The organism is Niabella ginsenosidivorans, assembly GCF_001654455.1.
Taxonomy (GTDB): Bacteria; Bacteroidota; Bacteroidia; order Chitinophagales; family Chitinophagaceae; genus Niabella; species Niabella ginsenosidivorans.
On record NZ_CP015772.1, the window covers coordinates 449,203 to 467,387 of the forward strand.

16 protein-coding genes are annotated in these 18,185 nt (G+C 45.0%); 3 read left to right on the forward strand and 13 right to left on the reverse strand.

Annotated features, from left to right (window positions below; all coding sequences use genetic code 11):
- The first annotated feature begins 154 nt into the window (after nucleotides 1-154).
- From A8C56_RS01970 to A8C56_RS01980, 3 genes are all read left to right on the forward strand, one after another.
- The gene (locus tag A8C56_RS01970) at nucleotides 155-3,118 is read left to right on the forward strand and encodes a SusC/RagA family TonB-linked outer membrane protein (protein WP_067751325.1); all 2,964 of its coding nucleotides are present in this window, start codon (nucleotides 155-157) and stop codon (nucleotides 3,116-3,118) included.
- 24 nt (nucleotides 3,119-3,142) lie between these two features.
- Nucleotides 3,143-4,519 (forward strand): RagB/SusD family nutrient uptake outer membrane protein, encoded by a 1,377-nt coding sequence (locus A8C56_RS01975; RefSeq protein ID WP_067751328.1) that lies wholly within the window; start codon nucleotides 3,143-3,145, stop codon nucleotides 4,517-4,519.
- A gap of 198 nt (nucleotides 4,520-4,717) precedes the next feature.
- On the forward strand, nucleotides 4,718-7,213 hold the full coding sequence (locus A8C56_RS01980; protein ID WP_067751333.1) for a M14 metallopeptidase family protein: 2,496 nt from the start codon (nucleotides 4,718-4,720) through the stop codon (nucleotides 7,211-7,213).
- Between the two features lie 68 nt (nucleotides 7,214-7,281).
- On the opposite strand, the gene A8C56_RS01985 is transcribed toward A8C56_RS01980, so the two are convergent.
- The 13 genes from A8C56_RS01985 to ilvB form a co-directional block, all read right to left on the reverse strand.
- Nucleotides 7,282-7,485: a hypothetical protein gene (locus A8C56_RS01985; RefSeq protein ID WP_067751335.1), complete on the reverse strand. Its 204-nt coding sequence runs from the start codon at nucleotides 7,483-7,485 to the stop codon at nucleotides 7,282-7,284.
- Between the two features lie 131 nt (nucleotides 7,486-7,616).
- Nucleotides 7,617-8,336, reverse strand: coding sequence for a DUF72 domain-containing protein (locus A8C56_RS01990; RefSeq protein WP_067751338.1), 720 nt, complete (start codon nucleotides 8,334-8,336; stop codon nucleotides 7,617-7,619).
- Nucleotides 8,337-8,497: 161 nt separating this feature from the next.
- Entirely contained in the window at nucleotides 8,498-9,730 is a 1,233-nt protein-coding gene (ilvA, locus tag A8C56_RS01995; protein WP_067751340.1) for a threonine ammonia-lyase IlvA, read from the reverse strand.
- 62 nt (nucleotides 9,731-9,792) lie between these two features.
- Nucleotides 9,793-10,617 (reverse strand): hypothetical protein, encoded by an 825-nt coding sequence (locus A8C56_RS02000; protein ID WP_067751343.1) that lies wholly within the window; start codon nucleotides 10,615-10,617, stop codon nucleotides 9,793-9,795.
- 110 nt (nucleotides 10,618-10,727) lie between these two features.
- Nucleotides 10,728-11,393: a hypothetical protein gene (locus tag A8C56_RS02005; protein WP_067751345.1), complete on the reverse strand. Its 666-nt coding sequence runs from the start codon at nucleotides 11,391-11,393 to the stop codon at nucleotides 10,728-10,730.
- Between the two features lie 524 nt (nucleotides 11,394-11,917).
- On the reverse strand, nucleotides 11,918-12,970 hold the full coding sequence (gene ilvC, locus A8C56_RS02010) for a ketol-acid reductoisomerase (RefSeq protein WP_067751347.1): 1,053 nt from the start codon (nucleotides 12,968-12,970) through the stop codon (nucleotides 11,918-11,920).
- Nucleotides 12,971-13,057: 87 nt separating this feature from the next.
- Nucleotides 13,058-13,525 (reverse strand): DinB family protein, encoded by a 468-nt coding sequence (locus A8C56_RS02015; RefSeq protein ID WP_067751354.1) that lies wholly within the window; start codon nucleotides 13,523-13,525, stop codon nucleotides 13,058-13,060.
- 3 nt (nucleotides 13,526-13,528) lie between these two features.
- Nucleotides 13,529-13,906: a glyoxalase superfamily protein gene (locus tag A8C56_RS02020; RefSeq protein ID WP_067751359.1), complete on the reverse strand. Its 378-nt coding sequence runs from the start codon at nucleotides 13,904-13,906 to the stop codon at nucleotides 13,529-13,531.
- A gap of 28 nt (nucleotides 13,907-13,934) precedes the next feature.
- Nucleotides 13,935-14,522, reverse strand: coding sequence for an acetolactate synthase small subunit (gene ilvN, locus A8C56_RS02025; RefSeq protein WP_067751362.1), 588 nt, complete (start codon nucleotides 14,520-14,522; stop codon nucleotides 13,935-13,937).
- A 36-nt stretch (nucleotides 14,523-14,558) separates the two neighbouring features.
- Nucleotides 14,559-15,002 (reverse strand): four helix bundle protein, encoded by a 444-nt coding sequence (locus A8C56_RS02030; RefSeq protein ID WP_245645712.1) that lies wholly within the window; start codon nucleotides 15,000-15,002, stop codon nucleotides 14,559-14,561.
- A gap of 3 nt (nucleotides 15,003-15,005) precedes the next feature.
- Entirely contained in the window at nucleotides 15,006-15,716 is a 711-nt protein-coding gene (locus A8C56_RS02035; protein WP_067761495.1) for a class I SAM-dependent methyltransferase, read from the reverse strand.
- 66 nt (nucleotides 15,717-15,782) lie between these two features.
- A complete protein-coding gene (locus A8C56_RS02040; RefSeq protein WP_067751365.1) occupies nucleotides 15,783-16,370 on the reverse strand; it encodes an O-methyltransferase in 588 nt (195 codons plus the stop codon).
- Nucleotides 16,371-16,412: 42 nt separating this feature from the next.
- The gene (ilvB, locus tag A8C56_RS02045) at nucleotides 16,413-18,185 is read right to left on the reverse strand and encodes a biosynthetic-type acetolactate synthase large subunit (protein WP_067751367.1); all 1,773 of its coding nucleotides are present in this window, start codon (nucleotides 18,183-18,185) and stop codon (nucleotides 16,413-16,415) included.

The following is an 18,185-nucleotide window of genomic DNA, read 5'->3' on the forward strand; positions in this document are numbered from 1 at the left end:
TTGTTGATTTATAGTTCAAAACTATGCCGGGGGAGTGACAAGGGGCTGTCAGCAGCAGAACAAAAAACAGCAGTCCTCATAATTTTTTTTGCAGTAACTGGATGATTGATTACTTTTCATTATCTAAACCTTACATTTTAAATCAAAGCAAGACATGAGAAAGATCTTATTTTTTTATTTAGGATTGCTGTTTTCTATTGTGAGTTACTCGCAAACAGATGTGAAGGGGACAGTTAAAAATGCCGATTCCGGTGAACCGATCCCCGGGGCAAGTATTGTAGTAAAAGGTACCAGGCAGGGAGTGATTTCAGGGGAAGACGGACGCTTTTCGCTAAAAGTGCCTAAGGGATTTGATGCGCTGGAGGTTTCTGCTGTTACTTTTTTAACGCAGGAAGTAACAGTGGCCCCGGAACTGGATATACGCTTGAAAACGAGCGGCAGCACAGATCTGAACGAAGTTATGGTTGTTGGGTATGGTACCAAAATAAAAAGGGATGTTACTTCCTCAATCAGCAGGGTCAGTGCAAAAGATTTTGAAGAGCAACCGGTCAGTAGTTTTGAGCAGGCGCTGCAGGGGCGGGCATCTGGTGTTTTTATTAATTCCGGCAGTGGCAAGCTGGGGCAGGGGTTAAAAATAAGGGTAAGAGGGATCTCTTCCATTTCTGCCGGTCAGCAGCCTTTTGTGGTTATAGATGGGGTTCCGGTGGTTAACCAGCAGCTGAGCAGTTCCGATGAGCCGGACAATCCGCTGGCCACATTGAACCCGGATGATATAGAAAGTATTGAAGTTCTGAAAGATGCCTCTTCAGCCGCCATATATGGCGCCCGCGCTTCCAATGGGGTGATTCTGGTTACCACAAAAAGCGGAAAACAGGGTAAAACAAAAGTAAATATTGGTATATCCAACGGATGGTCTACCCCCACACATTATCAGCAGTTTTTGAACGCAGACCAGTACAGGGAACTGTTCACGGCAGCGGCTGAAAATGCGGGATATAATGCTGCTGATGAGTTTGCATCCGAAACAGGTACAGATGACTGGAACAGCAATAATAACACCAACTGGGCAAAAGCAGCGTTTCAAAACGGGTATGTACGGCAATATACCGCTTCAGTATCGGGAGGTGATGCACGCACCCGTTTCCTTGCAAGTGCCAGTTATAATGATCAGAAAGGGATCATTATCGGAAACCGGCTAACCAGGGCAACCGGCAGGATAAACCTGGAGCATGATCTGAATAAGATTTTTAAGGTAGGGGCTAATATTTCGCTGAACCAGACCAATAATTACCGGGTCAGCAGTGATAACGCTTTTAGTAACCCGGTTCAGCTAAATGCATTGCCTCCTATACAGCCTATGTATGATCCGGCTACCGGATTACTGAACAGGAATACGCTTTATTACAATAGTCTGATTGAAGTGGAAGGAAATAACCGGAACTGGAACAAGATCTACCGTACAACAAGCAGTGCATTTATTGAAGCGAATATTCTTCCAAACCTGAAATTCCGCAGCCAGAATGGTATTGACTGGACAAACTTGCAGGAATCGAATTTCCTTGGCAGGCGCACTGAGGACGGCGCTCCCGGCGGCTATAGTTATGAAGGGCAAACCACCAGTTCAATATTTACAACCACTAATACCCTGTCCTGGTTAAAATCTTTTGCCAAAACCGATGTGGATGCTCTTGCGGGAATTGAATATCAGAACGGGAAAGTAAGCGGAGAGAATGTGACCGGCCGGGCATTTCCAAGTGATAAATTTACAAGAATAGCGAGTGCTGCTATTATTACAGGTGGCTCCTCAACAGCCACCCAATACCGGTTTATGTCTTATTTTTTCAGATCTAACTTCAAATTTGATGAGAAGTACCTGCTGAGCGCAAGTGTTCGTGCCGATGGATCTTCAAGGTTTAGTAAAAATAAACCTTACGGGGTATTTCCCGCTGTTTCTGCGGGATGGATTATTTCGCAGGAAAATTTCTTAAAAGAATCGAAAGCGCTCAGTTTTCTGAAACTGAGATCCAGCTATGGCAGAACGGGCAATGCAGAAATCGGGAACTTTAGCTCGCTGACATTGTTTGAAAGTTCTCCTTATGCAAATATTGCGGGTATTATAGCTTCCCAGGTAGGCGATCCCAACCTGAGCTGGGAAAAAACAGATCAGTTTGATTTAGGCCTTGATTTTGGCTTTTTGAATAACCGCATCTCTGGTGAAGTGGATTATTTCTTTAAGAAAACAAAAGACCTGCTGCTGGATATTCCACTGCCATCTGTAAACGGTTTTACCGTTATTACAAAAAATATAGGTGATATGCAGAATAAGGGCTGGGAGTTTGTGCTGAATGCGGATGTGATAAGAAATGCGGCTTTTAAGTGGACTACCTCCTTTAATATATCTACTTACAGAAATAAAGTAACAAGGCTGGTAGCTCCCGTACAGCCTACTGACCGAAATGTAGGCCGGTTAGCTGTGGGGGCTCCTTTCGGGCAATTCTATACCAAAAAATATATGGGTGTGGACCCGGATAACGGGGATGCGCTGTATATGAAGGCGGACGGAACCACCACTAATGATTACGGGCTGGCAGTAGATACCGTTGTGGGCAACCCGAACCCTGATTATTATGGCGGGTGGAATAATAAGATCTCCTATAAAGGTTTTGACCTCGATATCTTAACCCAGTTTGTAAAAGGGGGTGATATCTTTAACCTGGCAGGGATCTTCCAGTCGGTAAATGGTGACTATTTTGATAACCAAACAGTGGATCAAATGAACTATTGGAAAAAGCCGGGGGATGTTACGAATGTTCCGCAACCAAGGTTGTACGAAGGCAACGGCACCAATAAAAGCAGCCGGTGGGTACAGGATGGGTCCTATTTCCGTTTAAAATCTGTTACGTTGAGCTACAGTTTGCCCAGGCAGCTTGCCGGTAAAGTAAAAGCCAGTAATATTAAATTGTTTTTGTCTGGGCAAAACCTTTTGACATTAACCAAGTATAAAGGTTACGACCCTGAAGTCAATACCCAGTTTATCGGTTCTGTAAACCTCAATCACGATTTTTATACTCCCCCCCTGGCCAAAACGTTTTTGATAGGCCTGAATGTTGATTTATAATCTGACTCACTAAAAAACAAAGAAATGAGAAAAGTATTTTATATAATTGCAATGAGCTTTTGCCTGCTGATACAGTTCTCGTGTAAAAAAATCCTTGATGTTGCACCGGAGCAGTCCATCGAGGCTGGTAATGCTATTGAAAATGATCAGGATGTTGAGGCCTTGATCATAGGAGGGTATTCCATTATGGGAAGAGGGTCCCTGTATGGCACCAACCTTTTGATGATCCCGGATCTGTTGGCAAGTGAAGACTATTGCTCATGGAGGGGCACCTTTGTGAGCTATGATGATATTTCATTAAAGCAGATGACCCCGGATAATGCAGACGTGACCCGTACCTGGACAGATGCATACGCCGCAATCAATAATGCAAATATTGTATTGGAAAATATAGACAAGGTGCAGGATGAAGAATTAAAAAAGACCCTGCAGGGCGAAGCTTATTTTATCCGCGGGATCATGCACTTTGAATTGGTGCGGTTATATGCACTGCCCTGGGGCGCTACGCCCGGCAACAGCCAGATGGGTGTTGTAATTAAAACCACACCCACAACAACAGAAGACCAGGCCTTTTTGAAAACACCGAGATCGTCTGTTGCAGAAGTATACAAACAGGTAATAGAAGACCTTCAGGCAGCCATTCAGGTATTGCCAGATGACAATGGCACAAGAGCCGATAAATTTACAGCCTATGCTTTTTTGAGCAGGGTATATATGCAACAGCAGGACTATGTAAAAGCCCGTGATGCGGCATCGGAAGTAATCAAAAGCGGGAAGTATAAAATGAATGCTTCCATTTCTGCAGTTTTTGCAAACAAAAATACTGATGAGTCAATCTGGGAAATTCAGCAGAATGAACAAAATAACGCGGGAGATGCCAACGACGGCATGGCTACCTTTTATGCAAGCCTGGACGGGATCGGCCGTGCAGATGTACGTATTGATGCGGGTTTTATAGATACTTATCCCGCAGGTGATTACAGGAGCACCGGGTGGTATTATGAAGGTACAGGCAGAAGGCCCGGGAATATGTACTGTTCAAAATGGCTTTCACCTTATCAAAACCTGCCGGTTGTGCGTATTGCAGAAATGTACCTGAACCGTGCAGAATGTAATCAACGGTTGGGCACAACGGTTGGCGCCACTCCGCAGCAGGACCTGGCACAGATCCGGAATGAGATCAGAGTGGGGCTGGATCCTGTGGTGAACCCCGGGCTTCAGGCGATACTGGATGAGCGGTTTCATGAACTGGCTTTTGAAGGAACCCGGATCCATGATCTGAGAAGGCTTCATTTGGCAACGGGTGATTTTGACTGGAATGCCAACGAACTGGTATTCCCGATCCCGCAGCGGGATGTGGATGCTTCTGAAAAAATAATTAAGCAGAACCCGGGGTACTGAGTGCCTGTTTGAAAATTCGCCGGTAGTTTTCATATACCAGATTTTTCGCTGATCCCATCGGTCTTTCGCAGAAGGTACAGCATCAGCTATGAAACCATCTGGCATGCCCGGTCATCGGGAACGAAGGGCTGCGGGCACTGTATGCGCAAGCTATTAATTGTAAACAGGCCATAAAAAGCGCATCATTACAGAAAATTTATGTTTAAAAGATTTTTTCTTCTTATTTCAGTTGGGTGGTATTGTACAAGCGGTTTTTCCCAGTTACAGGCGCCCGAAAGTTTTTTGGGCTATAAACCGGGTAACCGTTTTACACCGCATTACAGGTTAGTGGAGTATTTTAAGCATGTGGCCGCCAACAGCAAAATGGTGCAATTGTATCAGTATGGCGAAACCAATGAGCACCGGCCTTTGATAGTGGCTTATGTGGGGGAAGAGCAAAATCTGCAGCATATTGATGCAATCCGTCAAAAAAATCTGGCAATGGCTAACGGGCAGGCCCAGGCTGCCGGGGCGCCTGTTATTGTTTGGCTCAGCTATAATGTGCATGGTAATGAGCCGGCCTCATCTGAGGCCGCCATGCTTACTTTATACGAACTGGTAAACCCCGCCAATGCCGGAACGAAGGAATGGCTGAAAAATACACTGGTAATTATTGATCCCTGCCTGAACCCTGACGGCCGCGACCGGTATGTGAACTGGTATAATGGCGTTGTAGGCAAATCAGCCAACGCCTTCCCACAGGCACGGGAACACAGGGAGCCCTGGCCCCAGGGCAGAAGCAACCATTATAATTTTGACCTGAACCGCGACTGGGCCTGGCAAACACAGCAGGAAAGCCGGTACCGTGTGGCATTGTACAACCAATGGCTACCCCAGATACACGTAGATTTTCACGAGCAGGGATACAATGCCCCCTATTATTTTGCTCCCGCGGCAGAACCCTACCACGATGTATTAACCAAATGGCAGCGCGATTTTCAGAAAGTGATCGGTAAAAACCACGCTAAGTATTTTGACCAGAAGGGTTGGCTATATTTTACCAAAGAGCGCTTTGATCTGTTTTACCCTTCCTATGGCGATACATACCCGCTGTATAGCGGAGCAATAGGCATGACCTACGAGCAGGGCGGAATAAGTGCCGGGCTTGCCGTACAGGCCGGTGACGGAGATACCGTGACCCTGGTAAGCAGGGTGGCGCATCATGTTACTACCGGGTTAAGCACGGTGGAAACCGCATCAGCAAACGCAGCACAGCTGCTGCAGCAGTATAGCGATTATTTTGCAAACGCTGCTGAAGGCAAAACCGGCAGCTACAGGTCTTTTATTATTAAATACAGCAAAGCAGATGAACAAAAACTGGATGCGCTGAAAAAATTACTGACGAAAAACAGTATCCGCTATGGTACTGCCACCGGAAGCGGAAAAGGGTGGAATTACGATACCCGCAGGGAAGAAACCTTCTCCATTGAAAAAAAGGATATAGTGGTCAGCACCCGGCAGCCCAGATCCGCACTGATACAGGTGTTGTTTGAACCGGAATCAAGGCTTACCGATTCTGTAACCTATGACATTACTGCCTGGGCACTTCCTTATGCCTATGGTCTAAAAGGCTATGCCTCCAGACAGGTCTTTACCGTTAATGCCGTTACTGCCAACGATGAGGTACGGGGGGGTATAAATGAGGCTTATGGGTACGTAATGCCCTGGGGAATGAATACCGCCAGGGCTGCGGCACAGTTGCTGCAAAACCGGGTAAAACTGCGGATTGCGGAAAACGATTTTACGTTCAATCATCAGAAGTTCTCAAAAGGCGCTGTGATCATTTTAAAAACAGGCAATAACCTGCCTTCAAGCGACCTGCTTGCAAAGGTGAAGGCCGCAGCAGATAGCAATATGGTTCCCGTATCTGCCGTAAGCACGGGCATGGTAGATACAGGATTTGATTTTGGAAGCCCTTCAGTACGGGCTGTTAAAGCGCCGCGGGTAGTGCTGGTAACGGGGCCGGAAGCCAGTGCCTATGCTGCTGGTGAAGTGTGGAGTTTTTTTGATAATGAATTAAAATATCCCGTTAGCCTGGTAAACAGTAACGACCTCAATAAACTGAATCTGGGCAATGTGGATGTGATCATTGTACCTGATGGCAATTATGATTTTCTTTCCGGCAAAGAATCATCGGCCTTTATTGCAGCCTGGGTAAGAAACGGGGGACGACTGATTGCGCTGGAAAGCGCGGTGACCCAATTGTCAAAACTGGACTGGTGCAGCCTGAAACTCAAGGAGGACAGCGCCTCCCGGAAAGACAGTATTATAAAGCCATCTGTATTTGGCAGCCGTGAGCGGGAAGAGGTTTCTGAAACCACACCCGGATCCATATACAGGGTAAGGGTTGATAATACGCACCCGCTGATGTTTGGTTATCCGGACTACTACTATACATTGAAGATGGACAATAAGATTTACAGGCCTATTGCAAAAGACGGATGGAATGTGGGCATCATCAATTCAGATAATAAGATGTCCGGGTTCACCGGAACGAAATTATTAAAAAAAATGAAAGACGGCGTTCTGTTTGCCGTACAGGATCTTGGTAAGGGAAACATCATTTATCTGACGGATGATGTGCTGTTCCGGAACTTCTGGGAAAATGGGAAGCTGCTATTTACAAATGCAGTGTTCCTGGTTGGGGAAGATTGATTGTTACCGGTTATATCCGTAAAAGCATGAAGGCAGTTGCTTGTCAGCAATGCTATCAGGATAAAAAATCAGCACAGGGAGCCCTGGCCGATATTTTTTAGACTGAATGCCCAGAACCGCGGAATTGTTACGATCATTTGCCGGAAGGGGTCCTGTGCCGCTTTGCCAGGCGCATCTGGAACCGGCTGGTTCTTATTTATTTTTTGAGATGTACAGTAACCCTGTTCATTGATCGTTAGCTTTGTTGCTGCTTTTGTTTTTCCGTTGCTCATATCTGTTGCTTTAATAAATTCAAAGCTAAAACAGACAGGTGACAAGGGATTGTCAGCAGGAACAGCTGTTTTTTAAAATCGTTTTATCCTATATGTCTGATCTGTTTGAAAAAGACCGGCTTTGGGGTGTTTTATATCCATTGTGCAAACTGTCGCGCATTTTCTATTGCGGCCGTTCCCCATGTATTGTTAAAGAATACATAGGCTTCCTTTAAATACTGTGCGGCATGTATTGTTTCAAATACCTTTTTTAACGTCTTTTGCGGGTATGCAGACTTATAGAGCACAGGCTTGCCATGAAAGCGGTAATAGGCAGTTGATGCATTTATAAAAACGGTATCGGGAATATTTCCGGGGTAGCTTTGACCGCAAAAAACAATATGCTGCTTTCCCAGCTCCTTAATGAGCGGTTGCCGGAACCAGGAATCGTGACGAAATTCAACGGCTACTTTCATATGAGGCGCAATGCTATTGATAAGCAGTTCCAGGCGCTCATCTGTATAGCTGAATTTTGGAGGGAACTGCATCAGCAGGATGCCCAGCTTTTCTTTCAGGCCCTTTGAAATATGCTGGTAAAAGTCAGTTAAAAGATCTTCGCAATTTTTAAGCTGGTGCAGATGGGTAATTAACCGGGGTACCTTCAGGCTGAATAAAAAGCTTTCCGGGCTTCCTGTGTACCAGTTTTTCAGGCTTTTGGAAGAAGGGGTTCTGTAAAAACTGGAATTGATTTCAATACTGTTAAACTGGGTACAGTAATAGGTGAACCAGTTTTTCTGAGCGAGCGGTTCCGGATAAAAATGACCTTTCCATTCCTTATAAGAAAAACCGGAACAACCGATGTACCATTTCATTGCTGATTACATGTTTAAAAGCTTAATTCATATATCGTACCAGGATTGTAAATATTGACAGGAACAAGCGGCGTGAAGACGCATAATAGTGCCGCAGTAATTTTACATGAATTTTGATGCGGATGGGCATATGACCAATATGCAAAAACAATAATGATTGATTATACCAAATAACTGAAAAGGGTGTCATCCTTGTTCAATTCAGTGAATTCGATCTGCATTTTTTCGAGGTGCTCTATCAGGGGGAAATAGTCTTCCCGGTTCTTTAATTCAATACCAATTAAGGCGGGGCCGCTTTCCTTATTGGTCTTTTGCATGTATTCAAAGCGGGTAATATCGTCCGTCGGTCCCAGTACATCATTTACAAATTCCTTCAGGGCGCCCGGTCGCTGCGCAAAGTTGATCAGGAAATAATGTTTGAGCCCTTCATATTGTAAACTCCGTTCTTTTATTTCCTGCATCCGGTCAATATCATTATTGCTGCCGCTTACAATGCACACTACATTTTTACCCTTTATTTCATCTTTGATCAGGTCCAGCGCAGCTATCGACATGGCTCCTGCCGGTTCAGCCACAATGGCATCCTTATTATATAATTGTAATATAGTGGTACAGATCTTTCCTTCGGGCACCAGTAGCACCCTGTCTAAAATAGTTTTGCACAGGTTAAAAGTGATATCCCCTACGCGCTTCACAGCAGCACCGTCTACAAAACGGTCAATATTTTTTAGTTCTACGGGATAACCGGCTTTTAATGCTTCGGTCATTGAAGGGGCGCCTTCCGGCTCAGCGCCAATGATCCTGGTTTGAGGACTTATGCTTTTTATAAAAGTACCCGCACCGGCACATAACCCACCGCCGCCAATGGGAATAATAATATAATCGATCTTTTTAAGCTGCTCCCAGGTTTCCACACCAACTGTAGCCTGGCCTTCAATTATTTTTTCATCATCAAAAGGATGAACAAAGGTCATATTATTTTCTGCCGTAAATTTTTTAGCTACGTTGGCGCAGTCATCATATGTGTCTCCGGTTAACCGGATCTCAATATTATCTCCTCCAAACATTTGGGTTTGCGTTATTTTTTGTTTGGGAGTGATGGAGGGCATAAAAATGATTCCCCGGATGTTTAATGCCTTGCAGCTGTAGGCAAAGCCCTGAGCGTGATTGCCGGCACTGGCACATACTACGCCGCATTCCAGCTTTTCTTTTGGCAAAGAGCTCATCATATTGTAGGCGCCCCGCAGTTTGTAGGAACGTACCACCTGCAGATCTTCGCGTTTAAGATAAACAGCGCAATTATATTGCCTGGATAGGTTTTGATTGTATTGTAAAGGCGTATTGGCAACAATGCCTTTTAACCGTTCAGTTGCTTTTTCAAATTCAATGCTCATGCCCAAAGGTAAAAGGAATAAAGGTTTTACGCTTGGAATCAGTATAATTTTATTATCTGATGCTACTTTGAAAACTTAAAGCCAACCCCCAGGGTCAGGTAGAACAGATTTTTGCCGGTTTCTCCTTCCAGTAAATGCTGCGGCACAACATAGGCCGGTATTATTACCGCATAAAACTTTCCTGCAACAGCAACAACCGGTACGGATGCTTCGTATGCTAAAATGTTAAACCCATCATATGTTTGGGTCGTTTCCTGTTCGGATACAGGTATTCCCAAAAAACTCTTTCGCTCAATATACGTTTTAGTGAATTTTTGAGTGCCTGCATACATGTACAGCGATGGGTCTATTGCAAAGGCTACATGACTGCCTGCCTTATGCAGAACAAAAATATGATCTAAGCCAAGTGTGGTGCCGATATCTGTTTGCTTGCCGCTGAACTTTAGATCAGCACCGGCGTTAATGTTGACTACGGTTTTATAACTGGCGTTAATCCCCGTTTGTGCCTTTAATGCTGATTGGGGCAGCTCACTTTTATCCTTGTACAGGATCTGCGTATAAAAAATATTGCCATTAAATTGTTTTGAAGGTTTAAAGCGGTATCCGCCTTCTATGGTTGTTCCGGCATAGGTTACAGAAGAGGCTTTGTTCTGAATAAAAATGAAATTACTCTGTATATACAGACCGTTTTTTAACTGAAAACCGATATTAGGTAACAGGCCACTGCTTTGAAGACTGTCTGTTCTTCCAAAATAGTGCAGTCTTGTCTGGTAATTAACTCCTATGCTCAGTTCGTTTTTTTTAGTGCTGTCCTGCTGCCCTAAGCAGAATATAGGAGCCAGCATTAGCAGGGCAACAGGGATTGTCTTTTTTCTCAGCATATGCATACTGCCGGTTTTTAAGTTTCATTACAGGGTAAAAATTGCCCTCTTGTTTGTTACAAGAGGGCTGGTATTTATGAATTCAGGTTAAATAAAGAAATAAATCATTATGGATTTTATTGATTAGTGGTTGCATTGCCACTACCAGAAGCGCTCACCGTTACCGTTGCGCCTGCAGACGGAAGAATGCTCTTTGCTTTACCGGTTGCTTTCTGGGCACCGGTTGTTACGGCTTTTGCTGCGCTCTTTGTTTCCTGAGTGATTGTCTTAGCTGTTTCTTTGGCCTTTGCCTTTGCACCGGGAACAGCTGCCTGTACGCCGGTAGCGGTTTCACCGTTAGCGCCTGCGTTTACATCACCTGCCTGTATGACCGCGTTTTCATGGGTATGTGCGGCCACATTACCTTTTTTCCCAGTAGCGGATGCGCCGGCGGAAACGGAACCGGAAGTTGGTGCGCCTGCAGTTACAGCAGCGCCTGAAGCAGCTGCGCTTTTTGCAGCAACAGTTGTGTTATTTACTGCATTGCCCGCAGCTGTTCTTGTCCGGTCTATCGCATTTGCAGTGGCGGCTTTTGTTTTGTCCACCGTATTAGTAGTTGCAGCGGACACCTTATTTGCAGCATTGGTTGCTGCAGATGCGGCTTTTGTGGCGCTTACAGCCGATGAAACGGAGCCGCCTACAGAAGCTTTCACCGCAGATCCCACGCCTATTTGCGCGTCAGCAGCATTTACGAATATCAGGGCAAACGCTGCCATTGAAAGTTGCAAAATTTTCTTTTTCATAAAAATAGTTTTTAATAGCTCTATACTAAGCTAATATCAACTACTATGCCAGAGCAACTATGTGAAACACGCGGGATTGGCAGCAGCAAGTTCTTTATTTTTTAATTGATTCGTTATCAATAATGAACCCTTTGTCAATTAACAGATCATTATGCGCCCGGCTTATATTCATTGAAGCTTCAAAAAGCCTTGTCCGGGCTGCCGCGTCTTCATCTGTTCTTCATAATTGTCTCTTATAGTTTAGGGGTAAAAGAAATGCCATCTTCTTATCACCTGTAGCGTTTTTATTATGGACAATTGACATTCCGCGTCTTGCTGTATTAATAATATTGCAGAATACTGCTATGCTGCATATAAAAGAGGCTGTGTCAAAATAAAAAAAGCCGTCATACCGGCTGAAGCGAAGCAAAACGGAGATATCTCATAATCAATACAAAACATTTTATAAGATTTTTCCGGTTACACTACGTTTCGCTCGAAATGACGACTTTTGATACACCCTCTTTTAAAAGGGCTTTAGCCGTTTATACCGCCTGGTTCTCCGGGCGAAGGCTGCGTACAGTTTTTCCTGCCTGCCACATTTCGCTTTCCTGCAGTTCTTTCAGCTCTGCATTCAGTTTTTCACGGTAATCAGGCTGGGAATTGCTGTCGATAGAACGTTGGGATTCTTTACCGGTTGCCACGCTTTCATACAGCTCTTCAAATACAGGTTGGGTGGCATCCTTGAATTTTTTCCACCAATCCAAAGCACCACGCTGGGCCGTTGTAGAACAGTTGGCATACATCCAGTCCATGCCGTTTTCTGCAACCAGCGGCATCAGAGATTGGGTCAGTTCTTCCACTGTTTCATTGAAGGCTTCAGAAGGAGAGTGGCCCTTGGAACGCAGTACTTCATATTGTGCAGCAAAGATCCCCTGGATCGCGCCCATTAATGTACCTCTTTCACCAGTCAGGTCAGAGAATACCTCTTTCTTGAAATCGGTTTCAAACAGGTATCCACTGCCTACTGCAATGCCCAATGCAATAACACGATCCTTTGCTTTGCCGGTAGCATCCTGGAAAATAGCATAGGAGCTGTTCAGCCCGCGGCCCTGCAGGAACATACGACGCAAAGAAGTACCGGAGCCTTTGGGGGCTACTAAAAATACGTCAACATCTTTAGGAGGTACAATGCCTGTCTGCTCATTGAACGTGATGCCAAAGCCATGAGAGAAATACAGGGCCTTGCCGGGAGTTAAATATTTTTGAACGGTAGGCCACAGCGCTATCTGGGCTGCGTCGCTCAACAGGTAACAGATAATGGTGCCGCGCTGTAATGCTTCTTCAATTTCAAATAACGTTTCACCCGGAACAAAACCATCTGCCACAGCTTTATCCCAGCTTTTTGAATTTTTACGCTGGCCAACGATTACATTGATGCCATTGTCTTTTTGGTTTAAGGCCTGACCGGGCCCCTGAACTCCATAACCGATAACTGCCACAGTTTCGTCTTTTAAAATTTCCTGAGCCTTGCTTAATGGAAATTCCTCCCTGGTCACTACGTTTTCTTCAACGCCGCCAAAATTTAACTTTGCCATTTGATTTTTAGTTTTTTGCTTTAGTTTGTTATAAAGCTTTTGTGATTGATTTATTGCCTGCCCGACGGCAGACAGGTTTAAAAATAATTATTTTTCTGTATTTAAAATGCGTTTGTAATCCCTGATTATCTGGCAGTGGACTGCATCATGAAGCGCTACTGTGGTAATCATATCCTCTATGGTTGTAACCGGAACACCAAAAGTATCGGTGGTATATTCCGCAATGCTCGCAAACCGGTTACTGTTCACCGCGTCCCTTACGGCCGGGGTAAAGGTATTGGATAATTCAATGAGCTCCCTGATTGTTGCTGTTGTTACCGGCGTTTCCGGGCGGGTGCCCTTTCTGTATTGATCCAGGTGGGGAATCAGGAAATCAGGGTCCGCCTGTGTGGCGCGGAAAACAAGGCTGTAGCCGCTCACGACCAGGTGCCCGAAATTCCAGGCGATATTATTATTAAACCCTGAGGGGATCCTGTTCAGGTCTCCGAGAGAAGTTTCGTTGATGATCGCTATGGCCTTTTGCCGGGTACTGTTAATGATGTCAAATATATACATTGCTCAATCTTTGTGGTCAGTTTTTTTTTCGTTAAAAGAAATTTTATTATGGAAAGGGTCATTGACCGTTACGCACCAGGAACCGTAAAAGGTTTCGTCCAGCCCCGGACGGTTGTATTTATAATTTTTGCCGGCCAGCTCTTTATGAAACGCTTTTAAGCCGGTGCACCAGAGAAACACATTTGCACCGGGAGATGCATCGCCGTGATGCTCACTCAGGTGCAGGGTAAGATTGCCTTTGGTGATTTCCATATAAACAGGCATACCGGGCTCAAACCGGTGCTCCCATTCAATGGTAAATCCCAGCCACTGCACATAAAATTCAACGGCTTTTGGGTAATCAAAGATCCGGAGCACCGGTATGGTTTTTTCTATATCCATAGTCTGGTTTTAAAATACCTTTTTAATCTTACATACTGAATATTTTGTCCTGCTCATTCAGGTATTGATTTTCGATCACCTCTTCGCCAGGCTGCTTTGCTTCAAATTCCTTGATCTTTTTATGAAATCCCTCGCTGGCCTTGATAATGGCTACGCGCGCACCGCGAACAAATTCGATCAGCCCGTATTTTTCAAAGAGGGACACCAGTTTATCAGTTTCCTCCCTGTGGCCGGTACATTCAAAAACCGTATAGTCATTGTTAATGGCTACCACACGCGCACCATATTCTCTTAAAATGCGCTCTACCACCATCTTTTCAGTTACCTGGCGGGTAGGTACTTTATATAACGCCAGTTCCTGCCATACAATTTCATCATTCAGGTGGTAATAGGCCTTTAGCACTTCTACCTGCTTTTCTATTTGCCTGCAAAGTTTTTTTACTACTTCCTCTGTTTCCTCAATCAGGATATTAAAACGGTGTATGCCCGGTATTTCAGATGAAGAAGTGTTCAATGCATCAATGTTTATTTTTCTTCTTGAGAAAATAATGGTAATGCGCGCCAGTAAACCGATCTGGTCTTCTGCGTAAACGGTAATGGTGTATTGTTGTTTCATTCTGTGTTTGAATTATGAATAATGAGTAATGAATAATCAATAATGGGTGAATTTAATCAATCCGGAAAGTTGTTTGTAACACTTGATAAGTGGTTCTTCTAAATGTTTTATTTCATCGATTGTTGTATAACTGAGATCTGTAGCTAAATCTAATGCTGCATCAACTTCTATAACGGAGCCTCTTGATATTTTAAAAAACCGGCATCTTTCAGCGCTGGATTTTCTGGAACACCCTTCAGCAAGATTCAAATGAGCCAATATAGCTTCTCTTCTTATTTGATTGACGAGAGAAAATTTTTCTTCTTTTGGGAAGGGCTCTGTTGCTTTACAACGAGCCACAACAAATGATCCCGTTAGTTTGTAGATCTCTGTTTTTGTATGCGCCAGTTGTAAAAACATAATTTCTGATTTATTCCTGTTTATAAAATGACTTAGTTGTATCGACCGTTTTTCTTTCATCAACAATAATTCATCGCTCATCACTCACTTTATTCCTCCAAAAGCTGCAAAGCACATGTTCTTATGTAAGATCTCTGTTATGCGGAAACCCGTTTTCTTCATCAGCTCTAACTGGTAGGTTACGGAGCGTGGGCTGTCTTCTTTTGCAACATATTCCAGCACGGTCCGCCGGTAGGCTTTGTCCTTGACCGATTCCAGGTAATCGCCATAGCGTTCCCAGGTGTAATCACTGACGGCGCTGCTTTCCTGTGTGACCAGGTCGGAGATCATCAGGCAACCACCCGGTTTCAGCAGATTGTACAGTTTCTGAAACGTGGCTTCCCAGTCATGATCATCCCGCAGATGGTGTAAAACCGCCCCGGCAAGAATAATATCAAAGTGATTTTCCGGAAGTACTACTTTCCGGATGTCTCCCTGAACGGGGGTTACGTTATGCCGGGCTGCTGCAGAAACCCTTTCAAAAGCCTTATCCAGCATGGGTCTGCTGAGGTCATTCAGCGTGCAGTTCAGCTCCGGCAATTTCTTTAGCATCATAAGCGTATAATTGCCTGCCCCACAGCCGATGTCCAGCAATTGGGTGGCCGCCGGAACGATCCGTTTTGCCGCCTCGGTGATCAGCTCCAGTGATACGGTTGCATCAATCGTGGATACCTGCCCGGTATCCAGGTTCGAAAACCGTTCAACATCGTTGTCAAACCGTTGCTTTATTTCTTCTACTGTTGATTTCTGCTCCATTGTTTTATTGATAATGTTCAACAACCGGGGTGGATCTGATATTCAATATGGCCGGTTCGGTTACCATTATGGATTCATAGAATGTTTTGTGGCAATAATGATTCCTGTAGACCAGTTTAATTTGGTAATCGCCAGGTCTTTTCTTTTACCGATCATTGTTATAAAGGCCGCTGCTTTTGCCGCATGGCCTTCCGGCCAGTTGGGCTGTGGTAGCATGTCGTCAATGACATAGAAGCCACCTTCGTTCAGCTGCGCAATTGTTTCTTCAAACAGGTCATATTTGCCTGGCATGGCATCAGCGAATATGAAATCAAACCCCGGGCCGGTATAACTGCTGATCCATTCATACCCGTCGGCAAGAACAAAACTAACCCGGTCATCATTCAGGTATTCCTTCGCGATGTTTAACAAAACTGCATTGTTTTCAATACTTGTAAGCCGTGAACTTTTATCCATTCCTTCCAGAATCCATGATGCCGAAAGCCCGCTCCCTGTGCCCAGTTCCAGGATATTGGAACCAGGTTTGGACGCCACTAAGGTTTTTAAAAGACTACCCGTTTGCAGATCAGATGCCATATTGAAATCTAATGATCTTGTAGCGCTTAGTATATTGTTATACTGAACAGGGATGTCCGGGAAAATATTATCCTGCATTATTTGTTTATTTTTGATCCGGCAGCTGCCATCAGGGTTCGACTACTTTAGCCTGATCTCACTTACGCTGCAGCCCTGCGGCACCATCGGAAATACATTATTTTCTTTGCCTACTTTTATTTCCAGCAAATATGGCCCATCATGATCCAGCATTGTTTTAAGAGACGTTTTCAGGTCTGCGCGCTGATCGATGGATTGGCCTTCTATTCCATAGGATTTTGCGAGCATTACAAAATCGGGGCTGGTGATGTTTACAAAGGAGTAACGCCTGTCATGGAATAATTGCTGCCACTGGCGTACCATTCCCAGAAACTCATTATTCAGGATCAGGATCTTTACAGCCGCCCCGAATTGCATAATGGTGCCCAGTTCCTGCAGGGTCATCTGGAATCCGCCATCACCAATAATCGCAACCACGGTTCTGTCTGGTGTACCGTATTTTGCTCCTATGGCAGCAGGTAATCCAAACCCCATAGTTCCCAGCCCGCCCGAGGTGATATTGCTTCTTGTATGGTTGAATTTTGCATAACGGCAGGCCACCATCTGGTGCTGCCCCACATCTGTTACAATAACGGCATCGCCTTTTGTCAGCTCATTCAGCGCCTCCATCACTTCTGCCATGGACATTACAGGGCCTTTGGGGTGCATTTCCGGTTCAATGCATTCCTTTATTTCTTCCGCCTCGTACTTCTTAAATTGTTTCAGCCATTTTGAATGGTCTTTTGCTTCAATCAGCCTGGTTAATAAAGGCAGGGTCTCCTTACAGTCGCCCCAAACGGCAACGGTTGTTTTTACGTTCTTGTCAATTTCTGCCGGATCTATATCCAGGTGAATTACTTTAGCCTGTTTGGCATATTTGTCTAACCGTCCTGTAACGCGGTCATCAAAGCGCATACCTACCGCAATCAGCACATCGCATTCATTGGTTAAAACATTAGGTCCGTAATTACCATGCATGCCCAGCATTCCCACACCTAAGGGGTGGTTAGTTGGAATGGCTCCTTCGCCCATGATGGTCCATGCTGCGGGGAGGTTGCCCTTTTCAATAAAGGTTTTAAATTCTTTTTCTGCCTGGCCCAGGATCACGCCCTGACCAAAGATCACAAAAGGCTTTTTAGCGCTGTTGATCAGCTTTGCAGCTTCTGCTATGTATTCTTTGCGGATGATGGGCTTGGGGCGATAGCTGCGCACATGCTCACATCTCTGGTAGCCCGGATATTCAAACTGCTGAAGCTGCGCATTTTTTGTAATATCTACCAACACGGGGCCGGGCCGGCCGCTGCGGGCAATATAAAAGGCTTTTGCAAGAACAGAGGGGATCTCTGCCGCATCCGTGATCTGGTAATTCCATTTGGTTACCGGCATGGTCACATTGATCACGTCTGTTTCCTGGAAAGCGTCTGTTCCCAGCAAATGGGCAAACACCTGGCCGGTGATGCAAACCAGGGGAGTAGAGTCAATTTGCGCGTCTGCCAGGCCGGTCACCAGGTTGGTGGCACCGGGGCCGCTGGTAGCAAAGGCAACACCTACTTTACCGCTGGTGCGCGCAAAGCCCTGGGCGGCGTGTACACCACCCTGCTCATGGCGTACAAGAATGTGCTGCAACCGGTCAGTATAATCATACAATGCATCGTAAATAGGCATAATAGCCCCGCCGGGATAGCCAAAAATGGTATTTACTTCTTCTGCTATCAATGCTTCCATTACAGCCTGGCTGCCTGTAAGGGTTGATCCCTTTTTTACTGCTGCTGAGGCTTTTGGAGCCGCTTTCTTGTTTGTTCCGGCTGTTTTATTTTTTAACTGGATCGTTTCCAT

Bases quoted from the DNA above. Each gene is read 5' to 3' on its own strand.
- A8C56_RS01970 (WP_067751325.1), top strand. From the start codon at position 155: ATGAGAAAGATCTTATTTTTTTATTTAGGATTGCTGTTTTCTATTGTG.
- A8C56_RS01975 (WP_067751328.1), top strand. From the start codon at position 3,143: ATGAGAAAAGTATTTTATATAATTGCAATGAGCTTTTGCCTGCTGATA.
- A8C56_RS01980 (WP_067751333.1), top strand. From the start codon at position 4,718: ATGTTTAAAAGATTTTTTCTTCTTATTTCAGTTGGGTGGTATTGTACA.
- A8C56_RS01985 (WP_067751335.1), bottom strand. From the start codon at position 7,485: ATGAGCAACGGAAAAACAAAAGCAGCAACAAAGCTAACGATCAATGAA.
- A8C56_RS01990 (WP_067751338.1), bottom strand. From the start codon at position 8,336: ATGAAATGGTACATCGGTTGTTCCGGTTTTTCTTATAAGGAATGGAAA.
- ilvA (WP_067751340.1), bottom strand. From the start codon at position 9,730: ATGAGCATTGAATTTGAAAAAGCAACTGAACGGTTAAAAGGCATTGTT.
- A8C56_RS02000 (WP_067751343.1), bottom strand. From the start codon at position 10,617: ATGCATATGCTGAGAAAAAAGACAATCCCTGTTGCCCTGCTAATGCTG.
- A8C56_RS02005 (WP_067751345.1), bottom strand. From the start codon at position 11,393: ATGAAAAAGAAAATTTTGCAACTTTCAATGGCAGCGTTTGCCCTGATA.
- ilvC (WP_067751347.1), bottom strand. From the start codon at position 12,970: ATGGCAAAGTTAAATTTTGGCGGCGTTGAAGAAAACGTAGTGACCAGG.
- A8C56_RS02015 (WP_067751354.1), bottom strand. From the start codon at position 13,525: ATGTATATATTTGACATCATTAACAGTACCCGGCAAAAGGCCATAGCG.
- A8C56_RS02020 (WP_067751359.1), bottom strand. From the start codon at position 13,906: ATGGATATAGAAAAAACCATACCGGTGCTCCGGATCTTTGATTACCCA.
- ilvN (WP_067751362.1), bottom strand. From the start codon at position 14,522: ATGAAACAACAATACACCATTACCGTTTACGCAGAAGACCAGATCGGT.
- A8C56_RS02030 (WP_245645712.1), bottom strand. From the start codon at position 15,002: ATGAGCGATGAATTATTGTTGATGAAAGAAAAACGGTCGATACAACTA.
- A8C56_RS02035 (WP_067761495.1), bottom strand. From the start codon at position 15,716: ATGGAGCAGAAATCAACAGTAGAAGAAATAAAGCAACGGTTTGACAAC.
- A8C56_RS02040 (WP_067751365.1), bottom strand. From the start codon at position 16,370: ATGCAGGATAATATTTTCCCGGACATCCCTGTTCAGTATAACAATATA.
- ilvB (WP_067751367.1), bottom strand. From the start codon at position 18,185: ATGGAAACGATCCAGTTAAAAAATAAAACAGCCGGAACAAACAAGAAA.